The following is a 20,681-nucleotide window of genomic DNA, read 5'->3' as shown; positions in this document are numbered from 1 at the left end:
GGATGGGCTCACGGTCCGGTCTCCCGGGCCCAGTTTGCCGTCTTGTGCTAAGGCGGGTGTAGCAATAGGTTAATCATGAGTTTTGCCGATAGTTTGTTCTTTTTAATGCTGCTGGTTGGCGGCAGTGTGTTCTTCTCCCTCTCCGAGATCTCTCTCGCCGCGTCTCGCAAAATCAAATTGCAGGTGATGGCGGATGAAGGTAATCGCCAGGCCGAAAAGGTGCTGGCCCTGCAGGCCCAGCCGGGCAACTTTTTCACCGTGGTGCAGATTGGCCTCAATACCGTCGCCATTCTGGGCGGTATCCTGGGTGAGTCTGCCCTCAACCCCGCCATCAAGGGGATTGTCTCCCAGTTCTACCAGGGCCCCTGGCTTGGCGAGATCAGCTCCGGTGCCTCCTTCGTGTTTGTCACCGGCATGTTTATCCTGATCGCTGATCTGATGCCCAAGCGTCTGGCCATGACCATGCCCGAGCAGATTGCCGTGGTGGTGGTGCGCCCGATGCTCTTCTTCGTCACCGTGTTGATGCCGCTGGTGTGGGTCTTCAACGGATTGGCGAACTCCCTGTTCCGTCTGATGCGTGTCTCCACGGTGCGCAACGACGAGATCACCTCCGACGATATCTATGCGGTGATGGATGCCGGTGCCGAGGCGGGGGTTATCCAGCGCGAGGAGCATCAGCTCATCGAGAACGTGTTCGAGTTGCAGTCCCTTGGTGTCACCTCTGCCATGACGGCCCGCGAGAGCCTTATCTACTTCACCCTGCAAGAGAGTGAAGAGAGCATCAAGGCGAAGATCGCCGAGCATCCCCATAACAAGTTTCTGGTCTGTGACCACAACCTCGACAGCATCAAGGGCTTTGTCGATGCCAAAGAGCTGCTGATCCGCGTTATCGGTGGCCAGAGCATCGACCTTATCGGTGGCAACCTAGTGCAGAACGTCATCATCATCCCCGATACCCTGAACCTCTATGAGGCGATGGAGTACTTCAAGAATCATCGTGGTGACTTTGCCGTGGTGATGAACGAGTACGCGCTGGTGGTGGGGATTGTCACCATGAACGACCTGATGAGTACCGTCATGGGCGAGTGGGCGACCCACGTGGTGGAAGAGCAGATCGTCCAGCGCGACGAGAACTCCTGGCTGGTGGACGGGGTCACCCCCATCTCCGACGTGATGCGCGCCTTCGATATCGAAGAGTTCCCCGAGAACCAGAACTACGAGACCATCGCCGGCTTTATCATGTATATGCTGCGCAAGATCCCCAAGCGCACTGACTCGGTCAAATATGCCGGTTACAAGTTCGAAGTGGTCGATATCGACAGTTACAAGATTGACCAGCTGCTGGTTACCCGGGTCGAACCGGCTGTGGCCGAGAAGCCAGCTCAGGAATCGTAAAAGGAGCGATATAAGAGTCATGAAGATGCAGTCTCATTCCCGTGCGCTGGCCTGTATCGCGCTCGCCCTGGCACTGGGTGCCTGTAGCCAGAGTGCGCCGCGCAAAGCCACAGTGGCAGCCAAGCCGGTAACCCCCAAGCCTGCCGTGGTCGTGCCGCAGCCGGATCCCGACGCGGTGGTACAAAGCGGCATGGCCGAGCCGAGCCCGGTCTTTGACGAGCAGTACCATGGCCCGGATCAGGGATCGCTGGAGTCGGTGACCGCTCTGTTTGCCCGTGGCTACATCGAGTCCGCCATGCGCGAGACCATGCTGGCGGCGGTGCACAACGACTATCCGCTGCTCGGCATGCGGGATGTGCGGTTGACCGATCCGGTCTCCAAATTCCTCACCTCCGAGCATGCGGCCACCACGGCCCATGACTACCTCTATGCAGGCGTGCAGCGTCGCCTCGGTCGTCCGCTCAGCCCTGCCCAGTGGGAGCAGATCTGGCGCGGTTTGCCGCAGCAGGGTCGGGTCTCCGACTGGGTCAAACAGATCAAGCGAGTGCTGGCCGGGCGTTAAGTTACCAGCGGATCAAGATTGTGATGAGGCCACCTTAGGGTGGCCTCTTGCATTTCTGCGTTTGCCTCGCCGTTTGCACGCTGATTTCTGCTGATACTGATTGCCGCCCGTGGCACTTTGTTTTATCTTGCTTTGGCCATCTAAACATCTATATGTTTTTATGGCTACCTAATAAAAGGGCTTCCCAGGATGAAGCAGGACGATCTGCAGCGATTCGATGCGAAACCGCAGATCAACAAAACAAACAGATAAATACGCAAATAAACAACGCACATAACAAAGAGACACGACAGATGGAAACCAGGGAATTGTGGGTGCTGGATGGGGGCATGGGGCGCGAGCTGGCACGGCGGGGGCACCGTTTCGTCAACCCGAGTGGTCGGCGCTGGCCTTGATGGAGGCGCCAGAGACGGTGCGTGACGTGCATCAGGCCTATGTGGCGAGCGGGGCCAGGGTCATTACTACCAACAGCTATGCACTGGTGCCGTTTCATATCGGCGATGAGCGTTTCTTTGCCGAAGGGGAGGGGTTGGCGGCGCTGGCCGGTCAGCTGGCCCGCGAAGTGGCTGACGAGCAGAAGGGCGCCGTGCAGGTGGCGGGTTCTCTGCCACCGTTGTTTGGCTCCTACCGTGCCGATTTGTTCAAGGCGGACAGGGTGAGCGAGCTGGCGACGCCGCTTATCCGGGCGCTATCCCCTTATGTGGATATCTGGTTGGCCGAGACCATGAGCCTGATTGCCGAGCCACTGGCCTTGAAAGCGCTATTGCCTGATGACGGCAAGCCGTTCTGGGTCTCCTTCACGCTGGAAGATGAGGCGCCGGGCAACGAGCCGCGACTGCGTTCCGGCGAGCGGGTGGCTGATGCGGTGACCACGTTAGTGGCGGCCGGGGTCGATGCCATCCTGTTCAACTGCTGTCAGCCCGAGGTGATCGAGGGGGCGCTCAAGGTGGCAAGTGCTGCGTTGCAGGCAGAGGGTCGCAGCGACATCCGCCTCGGAGCCTATGCCAACGCTTTCCCGCCGCAGCCCAAAGAGGCCACCGCCAACGACGGACTGGACGAAATCCGCGCCGATCTGGGGCCGCTGGATTATCTCGGCTGGGCCGAGCGCTGGCGCGCGGCCGGGGCGAATTTGATCGGCGGTTGCTGCGGTATCGGTCCCGAGCATATTCAGGCGCTGAGCCGCCGGTTGCGCTAAGGAGCTTCCATGAAAGAGAGCAAGATTGGGCTCTGGTCACTCACCGCGCTGGTGTTCAGCTCCATGGTGGGGGCGGGGATTTTTAGCCTGCCCCAGAACATGGCCGAGGTGGCTGGCGCCCGCGCCGTGCTGATCGGTTGGGGCGTGACGGGTGTGGGCATCCTGGCGCTCGCCATGAGTTTTCTCTATCTGTCGCGACTCAGGCCCGATCTCGACGGCGGCATCTACAGCTATGCCCGCGCCGGTTTTGGCGATCTGGTGGGCTTCTTCTCCGTCTGGGGTTATTGGCTCTGTGCCACCATCGGCGTGGTGGGTTATCTGGTCATTGCCTTTGCGGCGCTGGGCAGCTTCGTCGATACGCCGGAGCAGATCTGGTTTGGTGACGGCAATACCCTGGCGGCGTTTGTCGGCGAGTCCTGCATCCTCTGGGCTGTGCACCTGCTGGTGGCCCGCGGCGTGCAGCAGGCGGCGTTGTTCAATCTGGTGGCGACCCTGGCCAAGAGCCTGCCGCTGCTGCTGTTTATTCTGTTTGCCTGCTACTGGTTCGATCCGGTCACCTTCGTGGCGGATCAGCAGGGCAGCACCCTGGCGGTGCCGGTCTCCGAGCAGGTGCGCAACACCATGCTCATCACCCTCTGGGTCTTCACCGGTATCGAGGGGGCAGCGGTGCTGTCGGCCCGCGCTCGAAACCGGCAGGATGTGGGCACTGCCACCGTGCTTGGGGTGGTGCTGGCGCTGCTGCTCTATGTGCTTATCTCGGTGCTGGCGCTGGGGATATTGAGTCGGCCCGAGCTGGCGGCGCTACCCAACCCCTCCATGGCAGGGCTGATGGCCCAGATGACCGGCTCCTGGGGCAAGCTGCTCATCAGCGTCGGCCTGATTGTCTCGGTGCTTGCCTCCTACGTGAGCTGGACCCTCTTCTCGGCGGAGGTACCGTTCAGCGCGGCCCGCCACGGTGCGTTTCCTGCTATCTTCCGGCGCCAGAACCGCAACGGGACGCCTATCGCATCGCTCTGGCTCACCAGCCTGACGGTGCAGACTTGCCTGCTGCTGGTATGGCTGCTCGGCAAGGGCTACACCAGTCTGCTGCTTATATCGACCTCGATGATTTTGGTGCCTTACCTGCTGATCGGCCTGTTCTTGCTCAAGCTTTCGTTCAGCAAGGAGGAGGAGAGTGGGCAGGGGCGAGGCCTGATGCGGGCAGTGGCGCTGGTGTCGAGCGGTTACGGCTTCTGGCTGCTCTATGCTGCCGGGGTGGAGTATCTGTTGCTGTCGTTGTTGCTGTACGGGCCGGGTCTGCTGCTGTTTCTCTACAGCCGCCGTCAGCTGGGCACAGATCTTTGCCTGAGTGGCCGCGAGCGGCTGTTGGCCGGAGTGACCTTGCTGAGCCTGATCCCCGCCGTCTGGTCGTTCGCCCATCTCTGACATCGAAGATGTGACTGATCATAAAAGAGAGCGCCGCCGTGGCGCTCTCTTGTTATCAGGGACTGGTTATCAGGGGCTTGCTATCCGGGAGTTGCTATTCGGGGCGAAGGCTCAGCGGCTGGCAGGTCCGGCCGGTTTGCCAAACAGCACCGCGAGTTTTTGTCGCCACGGCAAGCCACGGGCGTCATGCAGCATGTCGCGCCACTCGTGGAAGGTGAGAGTGAGGGGGTTGAAGCTGTGGATCGGCTTGGTGATGCCAAAGCGACACGGCTCGGCCGGGTCCTCCTCGACAAAGGTGCCAAACAGCCGATCCCAGATGATCAGCACCCCGGCAAAGTTGCGGTCTATGTACTTGGCGTTGCTGGCGTGATGCACCCTGTGGTGGGAGGGGGTGTTGAAGATCCACTCAAGCCAGCCGAGTTTGCCTACCACCTGGGTGTGGACGAAAAACTGGAAGCCCAGACTCAATAGCACGGTGGCGACCACCGCCTCGGGCGGAAAGCCGATGACAATCATCGGGATCCAGAACAGCCACATGCCGGAGATGGGATACATCAGGCTCTGGCGAAAGGCAGTGGAGAGATTGAGCCGCTCCGAGCTGTGGTGCACCACGTGGGAGGCCCACAGCCAGCGAACATGGTGGCTGGTGAAGTGGAACAGCCAGTAGCAGAGATCCTGCAACAGGAACAGCAGCAATACGCTCCAGAAGGTGATCTCGATGTCGAACAGTCGCCAGCCCCAGAGGGTGTCATACAGATAAGCAATGGCGATGGCCGCCAGCGCGTCGCCCCCTTGGTGCATCAGGGCCAGCGTGGCGTTGGCGAACAGATCCCGCCACTGGTAGGTGGCGGTGGGAAAGGCCGCGCCATGTTTGCGCAGGTAGAGCATCTCCCAGCCGATAAAGGCCAGAAAAATCGGGGAGAGGTAGAGCAGAAGCAGTTGCACATCCATATGCGGCCATCCATTCAGAGCAATTGCTCCCCAGCATAAAGGATGGCTTTAATATTTCATTAACATTTTTCAACCAACGAAGAGATGGCATGAAATATGGCGCGGCAGCAGAGGAAGGCGCGCTGGATGGCTATGCTTGATGGAGGCTTTTTCAGGAGGTGCTGGCTTATGCGCGTCTGGTGTTGCTTGTTGTTGGGGTTGTGCATGATGGCGCACGCCAAGACCCGGGTCGAGATCCTGGCGGATGCCGCCTATCCCCCCTACTCCTGGCAGGAGGGGGAGGAGGTCAGGGGGATCTATGCCGACATCATCCGCGAGGTGACCTCTGCCATGCCTGACTATGAGGTGGTGCTCAAGCCCATGCCGTGGCGGCGCGGTCTGAGCATGGTGGAACAGGGGACAGCCTTCGCCATTTTTCCACCCTACTACATGCCCGATACCCGCCCTTACATGTGGCCCTACTCCCAGCCGATGCTGGATGAAGAGCTGGTGGTGATGTGCGGTGCCAGTGTGGCGGCCAATACCCCGCAGGCCAGGTTTCCGCTCGACTATCACGGTTTACGCTTTGGCATGAACGCCGGTTTTGCCGTCGGCGGCGATGCCTTTTGGCAGGCGGTAAAAGAGAAGCAGATCGACGTGGAGGAGGTGAAAAGCAATCGGGAGAACCTGCTCAAGATTGTCCGCGGCCGGGTCGATTGCACCATCAATGATCGCCTCTCCCTGCTCTATGAGTTGCTCAACATGATAAAGGCCGATCAGCTGGCGGTGGCCGATATGTCCCTGCTCAAACAGGGGCCGGTGCTCAGCAAGGAGCAGGGGTTTCTCGGCTATAGCCGCAAGGGGGAGTACCCCTACAAACAGGCCTTTATCGACCAGTTTGACAAGGAGCTCTATCAGCTCAAAAAACGTGACGGGGTGAAAGTGATCGTGGAGCGCTATCTGGGAAAGTCCCCGCGCTGAGCCGATGAGATGGGCACTCGGGTTCAGCTGGGTTGAGTCTGCTCAGCGTGATGCACAAAAAGAGAGCTGAGGTATCCTGATTTTCACAGACAGTTCCGATTGTTACGATGAGACAATCGGGGGTATTGAATGAAATAGAGAGAACACAATTCACCAGAGTTTCGGGCAGAGTCGGTTCGACTGGTGTTGGAGCAAGGCCTTGGCCAAGCTGAAGCCGCCAGAAGGTTGGGTATAGCCAAGGGCACACTGAGCAACTGGGTGGTCGCAGCCAAAGAAGGAAAGGATACACATCGGCCCGCGTTCTGCCAGCCGAGCTGGAGGCTGAAGTGGCCCGGCTACGCAAAGCTCTCGCACAAGCCAACATGGAGCGCGACATCATAAAAAAGGCCGCCGCGTACTTTGCTCAGGAGTCACTGCCAAGTACGCGTGGATAGCCAACCAGCAGGACTTCTATCCCGTTTCCATGATCTGGAGGTATCTCGTGCGGGCTTCTACCACTGGCTCCAGCGTCCACCGTCACAGCGCCAACAAGAAAATGAACGACTCAAGGTCGCCATTCGGGCTGCTCACAGCAAGATACGGCAGACCTATGGCGAAGCGCGTTTACAAGCTGAGTTGGCCGCCGAAGGATTTTACGCCGGACGGGACCGGATTGGGCGATTGCGCCGTGAAATGGGGTTGTCTTGCAAACAAAAGCGCAAATTCAAGGCGACAACCCATTCTTCTCATTCCCTGCCGGTGGCGGAGAATCTCCTTGGTCAGGTTTTTGCGCCGACGAAGCCCAACGAAGTCTGGACCGGTGATATCACCTATATCGCTACCGACGAAGGCTGGCTTTATCTGGCTGGTCTCAAGGATGTGTTTACCTGTGAGATAGTGGGTTATGCGATGGAAGAACGAATGACCACCGGGTTGGTCAGTCAGGCGCTGTTTCGGGCTGTGCAGCAGAAGAGGCCGCCCGTAGGGCTTATCCATCACACAGACTGGGGCAGTCAGCACTGTGCCAAGGCTTACCGGGCTCTCTAGGTACAATTTGGCATGCAGACCTCCATGTCACGCAAGGGGAACTGCTTCGATAATGCCCTGATAGAAAGCTTCTGGGGGTCTCTTAAAAATGAACTGGTTCACCACCATAGATTCAAGACGAGAGCAGAGGCCAAGGCAGCGATCCAGGAATACATAGAGATTTTTTACAACCGCCAACGTCGGCATTCACGACTTGGCAATGTCAGCCCGGCGGAGTTTAACAAGAGGTATTGGAGAACAGCTCAGGCTGCTTGATCCGAGACTGTCCGATCTTGCCAGGACACCCCAGCTCGACCAGCGCCAGTTTAAAAGTCAGCGAGTAATCGCGCTGTGTCCGTTTCACACCTTGTCCCATCGGATTCTCCATTTATTGGGGGGAAAGGTGTAAACCATATTTAGGACGGGACCGTAACAAACAAAAAAGGAAGATGCCTGAGTATCTTCCCTTGAGCGTTGCTACTTTTGCAGGATTAGCCGTGTTGGCGGCGGTCGTTGGCCTGGGCCAGTAGCATGCGGCTTTCACGCAGGAACTGGTCGGCATGCTCGCCGAAGAAACCGGAGACTTGCGAGAAGGCATCGATGAAACCGTCCCTGTCCCCCCGTTCCAGCAGCCCCAGCGCTTCGCCGAAGTTTTGGTAGTAGCGACGGATCATCGCCAGATTCTGCGGTGACGACAAAATGATGTCGGCATAGAGGTGGGGATCCTGAGCGAACAGCCGCCCCACCATGGCGAGTTCCAGCCGGTAGATGGGGGAGCTCAAACTCAGCAGACGATCCAGATTGGCCTGCTCCCGGGAGAGGTGCCAGCCATAGGCAAAGGTGGCGAAGTGACGCAGTGCCTGAATGAGGGTCATCGCCTCATCGTGGGCCTTGGCTTCCACCTGTTGCAAGCGGGCGCCCCAGATGGTCATCTGATCCAGCAGCCATTGGCTGGCGGCGGGGTCACGACCCTGGCAGCAGACGATCACCTGCTTGGCGAGACTCGCCACATCCGGCCCGAACATGGGGTGCAGTCCCAGTACCGGCCCTTGGTGCACCGCCAGCATATGTTCGAGCGGCGCCGCTTTCACGCTGGTGACATCGACCAGCAGGCAGTGGGCGGGCAGGTTGCCGAGGCGGTCGATGATCTGGCAGGTGATATCGATGGGCACCGCCACCATCACCAGACCTACTCCGGCGAGGATCTGGTCAGCGCGCGGCCAGTCGGCTTGTTCCAGCGTCTCGACCCGATAGCCTGAGAGGCTGAACATATGACCGAACAGCCGACCAAGCTGGCCTTCACCGCCGATGATGACCACCTTGCCAAGATCCGGCTTTATGCATTTGAAGCCTGTATCTTTCTCGCTGGCATAAGATTCACGCATCACCCGGCGCAGCACGTCTTCGATGAGATCGCCGGGCACCCCCAACTGCTCGGCCTCGGCGCGGCGGCGGGCCAGCATGCTCGCTTCCCGATCCGGTGCATAGATGGGCAGGCCGTGGCGGCTCTTTACTTCACCCACTTCTCCCACCAGGGCCAGACGGGCGGCCAGCAGATCGATCAGCTGCTTGTCCACCGCATCTATCTTGTCCCTGAGTACATTCAACTCTTCAGCCATATCCAGTCCCTGCTAGCGCCGCAGCGGCGGCGCCCTGAAAATCAAGATGCAACAAGGTATCACGGCATGAGCGGTTTGATGCCACCAGCGGTGATACCTCGATTGTTCAATAGGTTACGACAAGATACCACGGCTTATCGTGCAGTTCTGCCCTTGAGGGGGTCAGCCAGCTGGTTGTGGCAGCGGGCCAGCAGGGTAGCGGTGGTGTCCCAGTCGATGCAGGCATCTGTGATGGAGACCCCGTAGCGCATCTGCTCCTTGGGCTGCTCGCTGGACTGGTTTCCCTCGAACAGGTTGGATTCGAGCATCACCCCGATGATGGAGCGGTTGCCCTCCTGGATCTGGTGGATGACGTTGTCGGCCACCTTGGGCTGCAAACGGTGATCCTTGCTGGAGTTGCCGTGGCTGCAATCTACCACCAGACCGGGCAGCAGGCCCGCCTTTTCCAGTGCCTCTTCCGCCAGCGACACGTTGACCGAGTCATAGTTGGGATGTTTGCCGCCGCGCAGGATCACGTGGCCATCCGGGTTGCCCTGGGTCTGCAGCAGCGCAACCTGGCCCTGCTGGTTGATCCCCATAAAGGCGTGAGGGGAGGAGGCCGCCTGCAGCGCATTGATGGCAGTCCCCAAGTTGCCGTCGGTGCCGTTCTTGAAGCCGACCGGCATGGAGAGGCCGGACGCCATCTCCCTGTGGGTCTGGGATTCGGTGGTGCGGGCGCCGATGGCTGACCAGGAGAAGAGCTCGGCCAGGTATTGCGGGCTGATGGGATCGAGCGCTTCTGTGGCCAGCGGCAACTCCAGCTCCGCCAGCCAGCAGAGCAGCTCGCGGGCACGGTGCAGCCCCAGCTCCACATCGAAGGTGCCATCCAGATTGGGGTCGTTGATAAAGCCTTTCCAGCCTACCGTGGTGCGCGGCTTCTCAAAGTAGACCCGCATGACAATGTAGAGAGAGTCCTGATAGGCATCATGCAGCGCTTTGAGTCTGGTTGCGTACTCTTTGGCGGCGTCCATGTCGTGGATGGAGCAGGGACCACAGATCACCAGCAAGCGGTGATCGCGACGGTGAATGATGTCGGCGATGGTATTGCGGGCCCCTTGCACGAATGCCAGCGCCTTGTCGGAGATGGGTAACTTCTCCTTGAGCTGGGCAGGCGTGATCATCACTTGTTCGGACTGGATGTGGATGTTGTTCAGGGGGTCTCTTTGCATGATTTCATTCTCTCTACTGTATTAAGCCAAAAGCGATTGTACCGATATGTTTACGTTGGTACCTGCCTTGTTACGCAACCGCCCTCACCTTACCAAGGAAAAACAAACAATCAAGTGAAACTAGCGGATTTACCGCTAAAAAGTCAGATAAAGGAGCTGCTATATAGTGCGAACAGGAATAATACAGAGAGGTTTTCGGAGGGTTAATGGTTATTTTGTAATTTAATGTTTACAGTTTGAGGGTGTGAAGGCTGCGTTGCCCAGCTGTTTACCCACAGTAAATGGTATCTCTGGGAGACTGCAACGCGATGGCAATGATGGTGTGAGGTGGCTATCTGGTCAGCCATAGAAAGAGGGAGCCATAATGGCTCCCTTTGCGGTAGGAAGGGGGATCCCGTCTGGCTGCGGATCAGCGCTTTTGTTTTCCCTGCAGCTCTTTGTTCAGGCGAGTGAGCATCCCCTGGGTGACCAGCACTATGCCCTGCTCGGAGCGGTGGAAGCGACGTGCATCTTCATCGGCGTTTTCACCTATCACCGTGCCTTCCGGCAGTTTGCACCCCTTGTCGATCACCACCCGGCGCAGTCGGCAACCGGCACCTATCTCAACTCCCGGGAAGATAACGGCCTGATCCAGGGTGCAGAAGGAGTCGACCCGCACATTGGTAAAGAGCACCGAACTCAGGATGAAAGAGCCACTGACGATGGTGCCCCCGGCAAACATGGAGTTGATGGTCATGCCGTGCTGGCCGTTTCGGTCCTGCACGAACTTGGCGGGAGGAGTCATGTTCTGACTGGTCCAGATGGGCCAGTCCTGATCGTAGATATCCAGCTCAGGCGTGACGGAAGCGAGATCCATATTGGCTTCCCAAAAGGAGTCCACGGTGCCCACATCGCGCCAGTAGGGGCGGCGATCCGGACAGCAGCCGACACAGGACATGCCAAACGGGTGAGCGAATGCGGTGCCCTCTTTCACCACGCGGGGGATCACGTCCATGCCGAAATCGTGATGGGACTGCTCGTTGGCAATGTCCTCTTCCAGCAGCTGATAGAGATACTCCGCATCGAAGATATAGACGCCCATGGAGGCCAGCGCGGTGTCGGCCTTGCCCGGCATGGCGGGCGGGTTGGCGGGCTTTTCGACGAAGGCATTGATCTTGCGATCATCATCCACCGCCATTACCCCGAAGGCGCTTGCTTCACTGCGTGGCACCTCGATGCAGGCAACGGTCACCTTGGCGCCCATATTGACGTGATCGAGCAGCATGGCGGCGTAATCCATCTTGTAGATGTGGTCGCCTGCCAGCACCACCACATATTTGGGGGCGTGATCGCGGATGATATCCAGATTCTGGTAGACCGCATCGGCGGTACCCCGATACCAGTTCACCTCATCCACCCGCTGCTGGGCAGGGAGCAGATCGATAAACTCGTTCATCTGGTAGCGCAGGAAAGACCAGCCCGATTGGAGATGGCGCAACAGGCTGTGGGATTTGTACTGGGTCACGACACCGACCCGACGGATGCCGGAGTTGATGCAGTTGGAGAGCACGAAATCGATGATGCGGAATTTGCCGCCGAAATGAACGGCAGGTTTTGCACGGTTGTCGGTTAACTGTTTGAGGCGACTACCCCGCCCTCCTGCGAGTACCAAAGCCATGGTCTCGTTCAGCAACTGTCTGGATTTTGCTGTATTGGCAGGTTGTAACAACATCTCATATCCCTTTGTAGATAAATCACTACAATGTTGCCTCCTTTGAGCCCTCAAGAAAGTGCTTTCAGTCACATTTTATGGTTTCTGACGTAATAAAATGACCTTTTTGTTATTAAAAATGACGGGTTGATCCGTCATTGCTTTCAATATGGTCAGTTGTCAATTGAAGCGAGCCGAGCAACAAAAGGGACGGCGAGAGACCGAGAGGAGGGATGAAAAAGCCCCTGCCAATGGTTGGCAGGGGCCCGGTTTGTTGAGACCCGGTAAGCCGGGCCTGGTTAACAAGGTTCAGGCTGCGTTGGCCAGTGGCTCCTCGCTCTTCTTCTGGTAGGCCTGAGGGGTGAGCCCAAGCAGCTCCTGCACGGTCGAGGCGACGGTAATGGAGGAGACGGTGCCCACCAGGATCCCGGCAAACAGGGTGAAGGAGAAGCCGTAGAGGGCGTCACCGCCAAACAGCAACAGAGCGCCCACGGTAAACAGGGTGGTGCCCGAGGTGATCATGGTGCGACTGAAGGTCGCCTTGATGGCCACATCGGAGCACTCGTGGATGCCCATCTGGGTACGCGAGCTCAGCAGATCCCGCAGCCTGTCCGAGATGACGATGCTGTCGTTGAGGGAGTAGCCGATCACCGCCATCAAACCGGCGATGATGTTCAGATCGAATTCGATCTGAAAGAGTGACAGCAGCCCCAGCGCCACGATGGCGTCATGGACCACCGAGAGCAGGATGCCGATGGCCTGACGCCACTCAAAGCGAAACGCCAGATAGGCCGACATCGCCAGCGAAGCCACCAGTACCGCCAGCATCCCCTGCTGGAACAGCTCGGCACCCACCTGAGGACCGACGATGGTGGTGCGCAGCAACTCGACCGGCATCCCCAACTGCTGGGTCAGCATGGTGGTGAGATCTGCCGCGGGCCAGGGCAGTTCGTGGGGGGGCAGCTTGATCAGCCACTCGCCGGGAATACCGGCCGAGCTCAGCTCAACGGCTCCCGCCAGCGGGGAGACCAGCATGGCATTGAGCTCATGGGCCTCTTTCAGGGTCTGGATATGAAACTCCAGCAGGATCCCGCCGGTAAAATCGAGCCCCAGAGTGAGGCCGTTCACCAGCAAGATGGCAACGCTGGCCACGGTCAGCAGGATGGAAGCCCACAGGCCAATATAACGCCAACGGGTCAGCCCCATGGCAACGATCATTCTCAACATAATTATCTCCTTGGCCAGCCAGCACCAGGCTGTTGGCCCATCACGACGTGTCGCGACACGCCGGGAAAATAGTGTTCTGCTTTGGCCGCTCCGGCCATATCCATAGCCGATGGCGCAGCCAAAGCCGCTCATCAGAGGGACGGCTGTCCCGTTACACCTTCAGCGTGCGCTCGCTGCTGCGTCCCCACAGGGGGTTGATGATGGCGCGTGTCCCCCAGATCCCGGTGATCATGCTGGAGAGCAGACCCAGGATGAGGGTGATGGAGAAGCCCTGCAGCGGCCCGGAGCCGATGGAGTAGAGCACCACGGCGCAGATGAGCGTAGTGATGTTGGCATCGAAAATGGTGTGGAAGGCCGAGCGATAGCCAAAGTCGATGGCGTTGGCCAGTGAGCCACCCTCTCGCAGACGGTCCCTGATCCGCTCGAAGATCAGCACATGGGTATCCACCGCCATGCCCACCGTCAGCACCAGACCGGCGATCCCCGGCAGGGTCAGCACGGCGCCCGGCAGCACTGCCAGCATGCCGACCTGCATCAACAGGTTGGCGACCAGCGCCGTGATGGCAACCCAGCCGAATTTGCGGTACCAGGCCATCATGAACAGCATCATGCCTGCCATGCCGAAGGCCAGCGCGGTGAAGCCCGCCTCGATATTCTGCATCCCCAGCGTCGGGCCAATGGAGCGCTCCTCCAGGATCTTGAGCGGGGCGGTGAGGGCGCCGGCACGCAGCAGCATGGCCAGCTCTTGCGCCTCCGGCAGACTGCCAATGCCGGTGATGCGGAACTGGTTGCCAAGGGCGGTCTGGATGGTGGCGACGTTGATCACCTCGCTCTGGGCGCGCAGTTTGCCCTGGGCGTTGGTCTTGTACTCGGTGAAGACGGTCGCCATCGGCTTGCCCACATGCTGGCGGCTGAACTGGTTCATCTTGCTGCCACCCAGGGTGTCGAGCACGATATTGACCTGGGGTTGACCCATTTCGCCCATGTTGGCGCGGGCATCGACGATGTGCTCGCCGGTGAGTACCGGCTTGCGCGCCATGCCAACAGCCTGACCGTTGCGATCGGCGATATAGAAATGGCTGTCGGCTTTGGCCTCGTAGAAGGCCAGCGAGGCGGTGGCGCCGATCACCTCTTTCGCCTGCTTGGGGTTATGTACCCCAGGCAGTTCGATACGGATACCATCCTGCCCCTGGCGCACCACCGAGGCCTCGACGATGCCGAGCTCGTTGATCCGTTTTTTCAGGATCGACAGGTTCTGGGTCACGGCGTTGTTGACCAGCAGGGTACGCTCCGCCTCGCTCAGCACCAGTTTCAGATCATTGCCGGAGCGGGTCAGCTTCCACTGATCCTGACGGGTACCGGCACTCTCTTTGATGATAGAGAGCCAGCTCTCCTGTTCGGCGACCTCCGGCAGGGTGACGGTTACGGCGCCCTGTGCCGTGCGCGTGACGCTGGCGCCGCGCAGGTTGGCTTCACGGAAACGGGTGCGCAGGGTGTCCACCAGATTCTTGGTCTGATTGTCGATGACAAAGTCCACGTCCACCCCGATCAGCAGCTGGGAGCCGCCACGCAGGTCGAGCCCCAGCTTGATGGGATCGGCGCCGAGGCGAGTGATCCATGCCGGCGCGTTGGAGTGAAACTCCAGGGTCAGGGCGGCACTGTCGACCCCTTGCTGCTCCAGCAACTGCTTGGCGCGCTGCTGTTCGCCCTGGCTGGCAAAGACCAGCTCGACTCGCTCAGGTTGCTCGATCACCTTGACCGGTGCTAGGTGCTTGTCGCTCAGCAGCATCTGTTGCTGGGTGGTCAGGCGCTGCTGTCCGTGCAGGCCGAGGGAGGGCTGCTCACCGAAAAAGGTGGGCAGGGAGTAAAAGGTAAAGGTCAACAGCATCAACAGCAGCAGTGCGTACTGCCACTTGCTCATGCGGTTGAGAACGGTGCGATTGCTCTTTCTCATGGCAAACAAGCCTCTGTCAGGAGAATGGTGCCCGGGCCGATAGCAACAAGGCTCGGCAAGGCGCAAAAAATGGGATGCATCAGATGCGGATCAGGCGGCCGCCGGATCCGTCAGGAAGAGGAGATGAGCAAACAGTGGATGTGCCAACCCCCCCGGGGTCAGGCGCTCAGATAGCTCTGGGTGAAGCGGTATTGCAGATGTTGGCGCTGTAGATGGCGCCGGTGGATCGCGCCAAAGCGATCGCGAAAACTCTGTTTGTGATAGAGCTCGGGTGCCAGCATTAGCCAGCCGAGCAGCAACAGCAGGATGGCTTGGGCCGACCAGCTCTGGATCAGCTCGTAGACCACACTCTTGGGCTGGTTGTCACTGCGCAGGGATTGTTCGAGACGCAGCAGGTGATTCTGATGGCTGCCGACAAACTTGATGATGCCATCATCGCTGTCGCTAAGCTGATTGAACACCTGAGTCTGCTGCTGTTCACTGTGGGGAGATGCGGGTAGCAGCGAGCCTTCCATTCGGGCGATGGAACAAAGCAGGGTGAGGGCGATAACCAGAGTTACCAGCACCAGTTTTACTTTGTCGATAAGGCGCAAAAGTTAATTCCCGATAAATAGGAAGGGCAAACTACCATAAGCGCCCGGTTTGAACAAGGTTGCTCGGGCGCACGGCACCATTCGGTGCCGTTTGTCAGCTGCCGCTCATCTGCTTGAAGTCGCGGGCGTAGCCCTTGAGCAGGGAGTAGAGATGGGCCCGCTGGGAGATATCCAGCGACTGGCTCATGGTGCTCAGCCAGTTGACGGTACGCTGGCGCGACTGTTCGGTATAGCCGGTAAAGCGGCCATCCATCAGCCCATCCCCCTCAGCCAGCAGGTCAGTCAGCTCGCGGGTAAAGTCGGGACTCTGGCGCTGCTTCATCAGCCTGTCCAGCTCCTGGGTCCAGGACTCCTGAAACTCGAGCCAGGGGGGCATCAGCTCGTATTGCCATTCGGCCCACTGGGCCACCAGTGGTGCCTGTGCCGGTTTCACCTCGCCAATCCAGAACTCGAGCCGCTTGTTCATCTTGTCGCGAAACTCCGCCAGCATCTGCTCTTTGGGCTCAGTGGCAAAGTCCTTTTGTCGCTCCTGTTGCCGCTTGACCCGATCGGTCATAAAGCGGGCTACCTGCTCGTCGGTCAGGGTGCGCGCCAGCCTGACCGCGCGGGGGATAGTGTTTTCAAGGGTACGGGTCAGACTCTGCTGCACCGCATCGAGATTGGTCGAGATCTGCTCCGGCGTCATGGGGCTGGCCACCGCCTTGGCCAGTGCATCGAGATCCCTGGCGTAGCGAGGCAGCTCGTGCTGGCGGTGCCAGGCCATCAGCCCCTTCACTTCGCGGCTGAGCAGATCCTTCTGCGAATAGGAGAGGGCAAAGTAGTCATCCAGCTGCCAGATGATGGCGGTATCGAGCCAGTAGTAGATCACCCGGGTGGAGCAGCCGGTCAGCAGCAGGCCGATCAGCAGCAGACCCCAGGTTTTCGGCTTGTGCCAGCGCACCTTGTTTATCATCTGTTACTCCAGTCGTTGCCGGTTGATGGCGATCAGGGTGTCATAGTCGAGTGAGGGCTGTTGCTCTGCCATCAGCAGGGCCCAGAGCAGGCCGATATAGTCGACCCAGGGTAAAAATGCCTCGCTCTGAAAATCGGGCCACTGGTGGCGCGGCACGGCCTGCAGATAGTGCGCTTCCAGCTCGTCACGCCGCTCGGCGGGCCACTCATGGGTGCGCTGGATGCTGGCGAGCTCAAAGCCGGGGTGACCTGCCGCGCCATACTCCCAGTCGATGACCCAGGGTTTGCTTCCCAACAAGTTAGCCGGATTGAGATCATGGTGGCAAGGGCGCCAGCAATCATTTGGCTCACTGCTGGCGAGCAAGCCCCGCTCCAGGGCGGGCAGCCAGGAGGGAATGTGGGCCAGTCGGGCGCGATAGCCCGCGGCGTGGGCTCGCACCGCCATCACCACCTCAGGCAGCGGCAGGCGATGGAGCTTGCGCAGCACCTCAGCCAGCAGACGGGGCTGATCGGCTGCCGGTGGTGCCGCGAGCACCCAGTTTGGCTCATCGCACCATTCGAGCAGCATCAGACCGCTGGCGGGATCGCCATAGTGGCAAGACAGTGCCAACCCTTCGGCCATCGCCCCCTGATAAAGCTGCCACTCGGTGGGACGGTCGATACCAAGGCGCACCGGGTCGGAGTGGCCCTGACGCAAAAAGTAACTGCGCCCCGAGGGGAGGCGCAGTCGATAGTTGCAGTTGGTCAGGCCTAACCCAAGTGGTTCCAGCTGCCCCTCCCGCCAGGGGGCGGGCAGGCTGGCCAGTAGCGGATCACAGTTGCCTGTCTGCGGGAGCCTGTTACCAGCCAAAGGTGGATTTCTTCGCCTGTTTGCGGATCTCTTTCTGATCGGCCCACAGCAGTTCGCCGTTTTGCAGATCCATCAGGTTCATGGTCATCTGGTAGTAGACATCCTTCACCTTGCCATTGTCTTTGACGATGCTGGCGAGGTTGCCATAGACCATGTAGCGGGCACCGGTCTGCTTGCCCAGACGCACCATGGAGGCAGGATCCACCATGCCGCTGCTCTGCTGGTATTCGAGCTGCTGCTTGACGGCGGCCACCTTGCTCATGTCGACGAAGCGGAACTTGCCGGCCCGCAGCAACTTGGTGCGGATGGTATCGGTGATGGCTTCGGTATCGATGTGCTCGGAGGTCTTGTTGCGGATAGAGTCCATAAACATCACCGGACGACCGCCTGCGGTGATCTCGCTGGTGGCTGGCGACGCCAGCATGGAGTCCGCCATCTTGTCGGCGATGGCCTGCAGGTCGCTTGAGCCGTAATCGACGGTGACGGTTTCGGTTTCGGTCGGATCGCCATAGCTGACGGTGGTGCTGGAGCAGCCGCCCAAGAGCAATGCAGAGGTCAATATCAGCAGGGCATGATTCATTTTCATCAGTTGGATTCCTCAATCACTTCGCGTACGTAAATCCGGTAACCCTGCGCCGCCGGGCTGGGCGCCAGGGCCGAGAGGGTGCGGGTCTGATAGCCATGCAGCTTGATGGGGGTCCAGCCGCGGCCATCGCTGGCGACCTCCTGACCGGCCTCATCATACCAATAGAAGATATATTGCAGCTTGTTATCGCCGCGCTGGGTGCTGGCGGCGGCCACATTGACCTGCAGCAGGCCATTTTGCTGGCGGCGGCTCAGCTCGGTCAGGGTGACGTTGACGTTTTGATGCTGCTCCAGCGTGGGTGCACCGCCCGCCGGGCCATAGAGCGCCACGCCTGAGGTGTTGGTGGCGCAGCCGGTCAGCAGCAGCGCGAGCCCGAGGGCCAACCCGTATGCTTTCATCTTGCTCTCCTTAATCGGGGTGAGTGGGGCCGCGTGTGTGCCTGCCCGGTTAATTGTCTTGCTCATCTCTCTTCGCCGTCTGCTCAGAGCGGCATCACCCGGGTGGTCAGACCGGCGCCGAGGCGCTGTACCCAGACCAGGGTGATGCGTCCCTTGTGGATGGTGAGCGGCAATTGCCGCTGGGCTGCCCCCGCGCCCAGGGTGAGATTGATGTCACCTGCCGGCACTATTCCCTGCCAGCTCGATGCCTGAGCTGGCAGCGTCAGCCAGCTGCGGGTATCGGCCCGCTCCGAGAGGGTGTTGAAGATCCCCACCAGAATATTGCCCACATCCCCTCCCTCTTTGGCTGCGGTGCGGCGCATCTGCTCCTTGGCCACCAGCCGCAGCGCCTGGCGGGTCAGCATGCCGGGCAGCCGCTCTTGCAGATCTTTGGCGGCCAGCGCTTCCAGCCTGACCAGCTCGCTGGTCTGCCAGGCCCGCTTGCCGACTTCCACCGTCAGCGGGCCGGTGTTGCTGGCCCGATTATCGTAATAGGGGATGGCGACGGTAAAGGTGCGAAAATCGCCGCGGGAGGTGGAGATGGGGAGCGGCAGGAACAGTTCGCGCCGTGCCGGGATCAAACCATCTTCAAACAGCACCACCAGTTGGCCTTGATCTTTTGCAAGCGGCGGTGCTTTGCGGCCTATCTTTTTCTCGGTCTCGCGGATCTCGTCCGGTGAGCCACGCAGCCGCGCCAGACGCAGCAAGGCATCTTGCAGGCTACGGTTGTCCGGCGCTATCTGGTAGCCGCGCTGATAGTCGACCCAGGCATCGTTGAGATCCCCGGCCGCCTCATAAAGCACGGCGGAAAAATAGAAGGTGTAGGCGTTCTGAAAACCGTTTTTGACCTTGCCGATCAACCGGTTGAGATCCGGTGCGCCGCGCGACATCAGTTGGCGCATCTCACCTTCAGCCCTGGCCTCTTCGCTCTCATCCTTCGCCTTGCGCACCTCATCGGCTCGCCGTTTCAGAGCCTGCTCCTGTACCTGATTGGCCCGGCGTACCTCCACCAGGGCGCCATCGGCATCACCCCGTTGCAGATAGTTGAGGGCCAGATAGTGATGCAGCATGGTGCGTTCGTAATCGGGAGTACGATAGGCCATCGACTGGTCGTTGGTGAGCAGACTGCCCACCTGATCCAGACCGTGGCTCAGCCGGTATTCGGCCTGATTGTCCTCCCACTGAAGGCGGCTGTCGGCGGCGGTGAACGCCTGCTTGCTGCCCGCATCCTGACCGGCGAGCCAGGCAATTCGCCCCTGTTCGAGCCGATCCAGTACAAAGGTGTCATCCCCAAGGGTGGAGTCGCGCACCTCGGGCAGCGCCTCGGCGGCATGGCCCAGCAGCAGCTGGTTGCGCAGGGGCACCATCTGATCGGAGTAGGAGACGAACATATCCTGCCAGCGGGAGGCGCAGCCTCCCAGCAACAGCAGGGCGCCGCAGAGCAACAGGGCGCTGCGGCAGGTAGAGGCGTGGCGATTCATTACAGGCTGAGCAGCGGTCCCAGCGGCTGGCCACCGACCAGATGCATGTGGATGTGGTAGACCTCCTGCCCGCCGTGGCGGTTGCAGTTCATGATGAGGCGGTAGCCATCTTCGGCGATGCCAGCCTCAGCGGCCAGTTTGCGGGCCACGGTGAACATCCGGCCAAGGGCCAGTTCATGTTCGGCTTCCACGTCATTGACGGTGGGGATCAGCACATTGGGGATGATCAGAATATGGGTTTTGGCCTTGGGCTGGATATCCCGGAATGCGGTGACCAGATCGTCTTGATAAAGGATGTCGGCGGGGATCTCTTTACGGATGATTTTGCTGAAAATGGTTTCTTGCGCCATGGCTAACTCCCTTATATGAAACAGAAAATTGAACTAGAACCCCAAGCGGCTCCCGAAAGGGGGGCGAGCAGCACGCCAAGTGTGACACAAGCCGACATTTGACACAGCTGATGTCCCATTCCCTTCATTTATTGTTAAAAATACCGATAGCCAGAGGGACGTCATCTGCAACGCCTGTTCAGGGTGGTCTGCAGGGTATCAAAAGGACGGGGTACTCAGGCAAGGGACTTTTGCATATACAG

Annotated in this window: 17 protein-coding genes and 2 pseudogenes; 6 read left to right on the top strand and 13 right to left on the bottom strand. The window is 59.6% G+C overall.

The window, feature by feature from the left end; genetic code table 11:
• The first annotated feature begins 75 nt into the window (after positions 1 to 75).
• The 4 genes and pseudogenes from ACTG1K_RS16215 to ACTG1K_RS16200 all read left to right on the top strand — a co-directional run bounded on the left by ACTG1K_RS16215 (position 76) and on the right by ACTG1K_RS16200 (position 4,577).
• The gene (locus ACTG1K_RS16215; RefSeq protein ID WP_005334094.1) at positions 76 to 1,395 is read left to right on the top strand and encodes a hemolysin family protein; all 1,320 of its coding nucleotides are present in this window, start codon (positions 76 to 78) and stop codon (positions 1,393 to 1,395) included.
• 19 nt (positions 1,396 to 1,414) lie between these two features.
• Positions 1,415 to 1,957: a hypothetical protein gene (locus ACTG1K_RS16210; RefSeq protein WP_440006032.1), complete on the top strand. Its 543-nt coding sequence runs from the start codon at positions 1,415 to 1,417 to the stop codon at positions 1,955 to 1,957.
• Positions 1,958 to 2,250: 293 nt separating this feature from the next.
• Positions 2,251 to 3,152: pseudogene (locus ACTG1K_RS16205) on the top strand (homocysteine S-methyltransferase family protein).
• Between the two features lie 9 nt (positions 3,153 to 3,161).
• Positions 3,162 to 4,577, top strand: a complete 1,416-nt coding sequence (locus tag ACTG1K_RS16200) for a basic amino acid/polyamine antiporter (protein ID WP_440006030.1) — start codon at positions 3,162 to 3,164, stop codon at positions 4,575 to 4,577.
• A gap of 111 nt (positions 4,578 to 4,688) precedes the next feature.
• Here ACTG1K_RS16200 and ACTG1K_RS16195 read toward each other — a convergent pair whose 3' ends face one another.
• Positions 4,689 to 5,528, bottom strand: a complete 840-nt coding sequence (locus ACTG1K_RS16195) for a sterol desaturase family protein (protein WP_236340889.1) — start codon at positions 5,526 to 5,528, stop codon at positions 4,689 to 4,691.
• 168 nt (positions 5,529 to 5,696) lie between these two features.
• On the opposite strand from ACTG1K_RS16195, the gene ACTG1K_RS16190 reads away from it, so the two are divergent.
• A complete protein-coding gene (locus tag ACTG1K_RS16190) occupies positions 5,697 to 6,488 on the top strand; it encodes a substrate-binding periplasmic protein (RefSeq protein WP_005334089.1) in 792 nt (263 codons plus the stop codon).
• 180 nt (positions 6,489 to 6,668) lie between these two features.
• Positions 6,669 to 7,769, top strand: a pseudogene (locus tag ACTG1K_RS16185) (IS3 family transposase).
• Positions 7,770 to 7,984: 215 nt separating this feature from the next.
• On the opposite strand, the gene tyrA reads toward ACTG1K_RS16185, so the two are convergent.
• From tyrA to hinT, 12 genes are all read right to left on the bottom strand, one after another.
• Positions 7,985 to 9,112 (bottom strand): bifunctional chorismate mutase/prephenate dehydrogenase, encoded by a 1,128-nt coding sequence (gene tyrA / locus ACTG1K_RS16180; RefSeq protein ID WP_440006028.1) that lies wholly within the window; start codon positions 9,110 to 9,112, stop codon positions 7,985 to 7,987.
• A 134-nt stretch (positions 9,113 to 9,246) separates the two neighbouring features.
• Positions 9,247 to 10,320, bottom strand: coding sequence for a 3-deoxy-7-phosphoheptulonate synthase (locus tag ACTG1K_RS16175; RefSeq protein ID WP_139407255.1), 1,074 nt, complete (start codon positions 10,318 to 10,320; stop codon positions 9,247 to 9,249).
• Between the two features lie 409 nt (positions 10,321 to 10,729).
• Entirely contained in the window at positions 10,730 to 12,031 is a 1,302-nt protein-coding gene (gene glgC, locus ACTG1K_RS16170) for a glucose-1-phosphate adenylyltransferase (RefSeq protein WP_005334047.1), read from the bottom strand.
• Between the two features lie 288 nt (positions 12,032 to 12,319).
• Positions 12,320 to 13,237 carry a protein translocase subunit SecF gene (secF, locus tag ACTG1K_RS16165; RefSeq protein WP_258720374.1) on the bottom strand — a complete coding sequence of 306 codons (918 nt, stop codon included), beginning with the start codon at positions 13,235 to 13,237 and terminating at the stop codon, positions 12,320 to 12,322.
• Between the two features lie 151 nt (positions 13,238 to 13,388).
• A complete protein-coding gene (gene secD / locus ACTG1K_RS16160; RefSeq protein ID WP_440006025.1) occupies positions 13,389 to 15,191 on the bottom strand; it encodes a protein translocase subunit SecD in 1,803 nt (600 codons plus the stop codon).
• A gap of 158 nt (positions 15,192 to 15,349) precedes the next feature.
• Entirely contained in the window at positions 15,350 to 15,784 is a 435-nt protein-coding gene (locus ACTG1K_RS16155) for a hypothetical protein (RefSeq protein ID WP_429150498.1), read from the bottom strand.
• 94 nt (positions 15,785 to 15,878) lie between these two features.
• Entirely contained in the window at positions 15,879 to 16,736 is an 858-nt protein-coding gene (locus tag ACTG1K_RS16150) for a DUF6279 family lipoprotein (RefSeq protein ID WP_429150496.1), read from the bottom strand.
• 3 nt (positions 16,737 to 16,739) lie between these two features.
• On the bottom strand, positions 16,740 to 17,585 hold the full coding sequence (locus ACTG1K_RS16145) for a phosphotransferase (RefSeq protein WP_429150494.1): 846 nt from the start codon (positions 17,583 to 17,585) through the stop codon (positions 16,740 to 16,742).
• Entirely contained in the window at positions 17,575 to 18,171 is a 597-nt protein-coding gene (gene lpoB / locus ACTG1K_RS16140) for a penicillin-binding protein activator LpoB (RefSeq protein ID WP_005334041.1), read from the bottom strand. Before lpoB ends, ACTG1K_RS16145 begins: the two co-directional genes overlap by 11 nt.
• Positions 18,171 to 18,569, bottom strand: coding sequence for a YcfL family protein (locus ACTG1K_RS16135; protein ID WP_108612840.1), 399 nt, complete (start codon positions 18,567 to 18,569; stop codon positions 18,171 to 18,173). The genes lpoB and ACTG1K_RS16135 overlap by 1 nt, the downstream gene beginning before the upstream one ends.
• Positions 18,570 to 18,652: 83 nt before the next feature.
• Positions 18,653 to 20,089, bottom strand: coding sequence for a COG3014 family protein (locus ACTG1K_RS16130; RefSeq protein WP_440006022.1), 1,437 nt, complete (start codon positions 20,087 to 20,089; stop codon positions 18,653 to 18,655).
• Positions 20,089 to 20,439: a purine nucleoside phosphoramidase gene (gene hinT, locus ACTG1K_RS16125; protein WP_005334033.1), complete on the bottom strand. Its 351-nt coding sequence runs from the start codon at positions 20,437 to 20,439 to the stop codon at positions 20,089 to 20,091. Before hinT ends, ACTG1K_RS16130 begins: the two co-directional genes overlap by 1 nt.
• Between the last annotated feature and the right edge of the window lie 242 nt (positions 20,440 to 20,681).

This window comes from Aeromonas sp. 102P (genome assembly GCF_051920345.1).
GTDB classification, from domain to species: Bacteria; Pseudomonadota; Gammaproteobacteria; order Enterobacterales; family Aeromonadaceae; genus Aeromonas; species Aeromonas veronii.
This window is presented reverse-complemented; position numbering and strand designations above follow the sequence as displayed.

What these genes read in the sequence shown, in the direction of transcription:
- ACTG1K_RS16215 (WP_005334094.1), top strand. Translation starts at nt 76, where the DNA reads ATGAGTTTTGCCGATAGTTTGTTCTTTTTAATGCTGCTGGTTGGCGGC.
- ACTG1K_RS16210 (WP_440006032.1), top strand. Translation starts at nt 1,415, where the DNA reads ATGAAGATGCAGTCTCATTCCCGTGCGCTGGCCTGTATCGCGCTCGCC.
- ACTG1K_RS16200 (WP_440006030.1), top strand. Translation starts at nt 3,162, where the DNA reads ATGAAAGAGAGCAAGATTGGGCTCTGGTCACTCACCGCGCTGGTGTTC.
- ACTG1K_RS16195 (WP_236340889.1), bottom strand. Translation starts at nt 5,528, where the DNA reads ATGGATGTGCAACTGCTTCTGCTCTACCTCTCCCCGATTTTTCTGGCC.
- ACTG1K_RS16190 (WP_005334089.1), top strand. Translation starts at nt 5,697, where the DNA reads ATGCGCGTCTGGTGTTGCTTGTTGTTGGGGTTGTGCATGATGGCGCAC.
- tyrA (WP_440006028.1), bottom strand. Translation starts at nt 9,112, where the DNA reads ATGGCTGAAGAGTTGAATGTACTCAGGGACAAGATAGATGCGGTGGAC.
- ACTG1K_RS16175 (WP_139407255.1), bottom strand. Translation starts at nt 10,320, where the DNA reads ATGCAAAGAGACCCCCTGAACAACATCCACATCCAGTCCGAACAAGTG.
- glgC (WP_005334047.1), bottom strand. Translation starts at nt 12,031, where the DNA reads ATGTTGTTACAACCTGCCAATACAGCAAAATCCAGACAGTTGCTGAAC.
- secF (WP_258720374.1), bottom strand. Translation starts at nt 13,237, where the DNA reads ATGTTGAGAATGATCGTTGCCATGGGGCTGACCCGTTGGCGTTATATT.
- secD (WP_440006025.1), bottom strand. Translation starts at nt 15,191, where the DNA reads ATGAGAAAGAGCAATCGCACCGTTCTCAACCGCATGAGCAAGTGGCAG.
- ACTG1K_RS16150 (WP_429150496.1), bottom strand. Translation starts at nt 16,736, where the DNA reads ATGATAAACAAGGTGCGCTGGCACAAGCCGAAAACCTGGGGTCTGCTG.
- lpoB (WP_005334041.1), bottom strand. Translation starts at nt 18,171, where the DNA reads ATGAAAATGAATCATGCCCTGCTGATATTGACCTCTGCATTGCTCTTG.
- ACTG1K_RS16135 (WP_108612840.1), bottom strand. Translation starts at nt 18,569, where the DNA reads ATGAAAGCATACGGGTTGGCCCTCGGGCTCGCGCTGCTGCTGACCGGC.
- ACTG1K_RS16130 (WP_440006022.1), bottom strand. Translation starts at nt 20,089, where the DNA reads ATGAATCGCCACGCCTCTACCTGCCGCAGCGCCCTGTTGCTCTGCGGC.
- hinT (WP_005334033.1), bottom strand. Translation starts at nt 20,439, where the DNA reads ATGGCGCAAGAAACCATTTTCAGCAAAATCATCCGTAAAGAGATCCCC.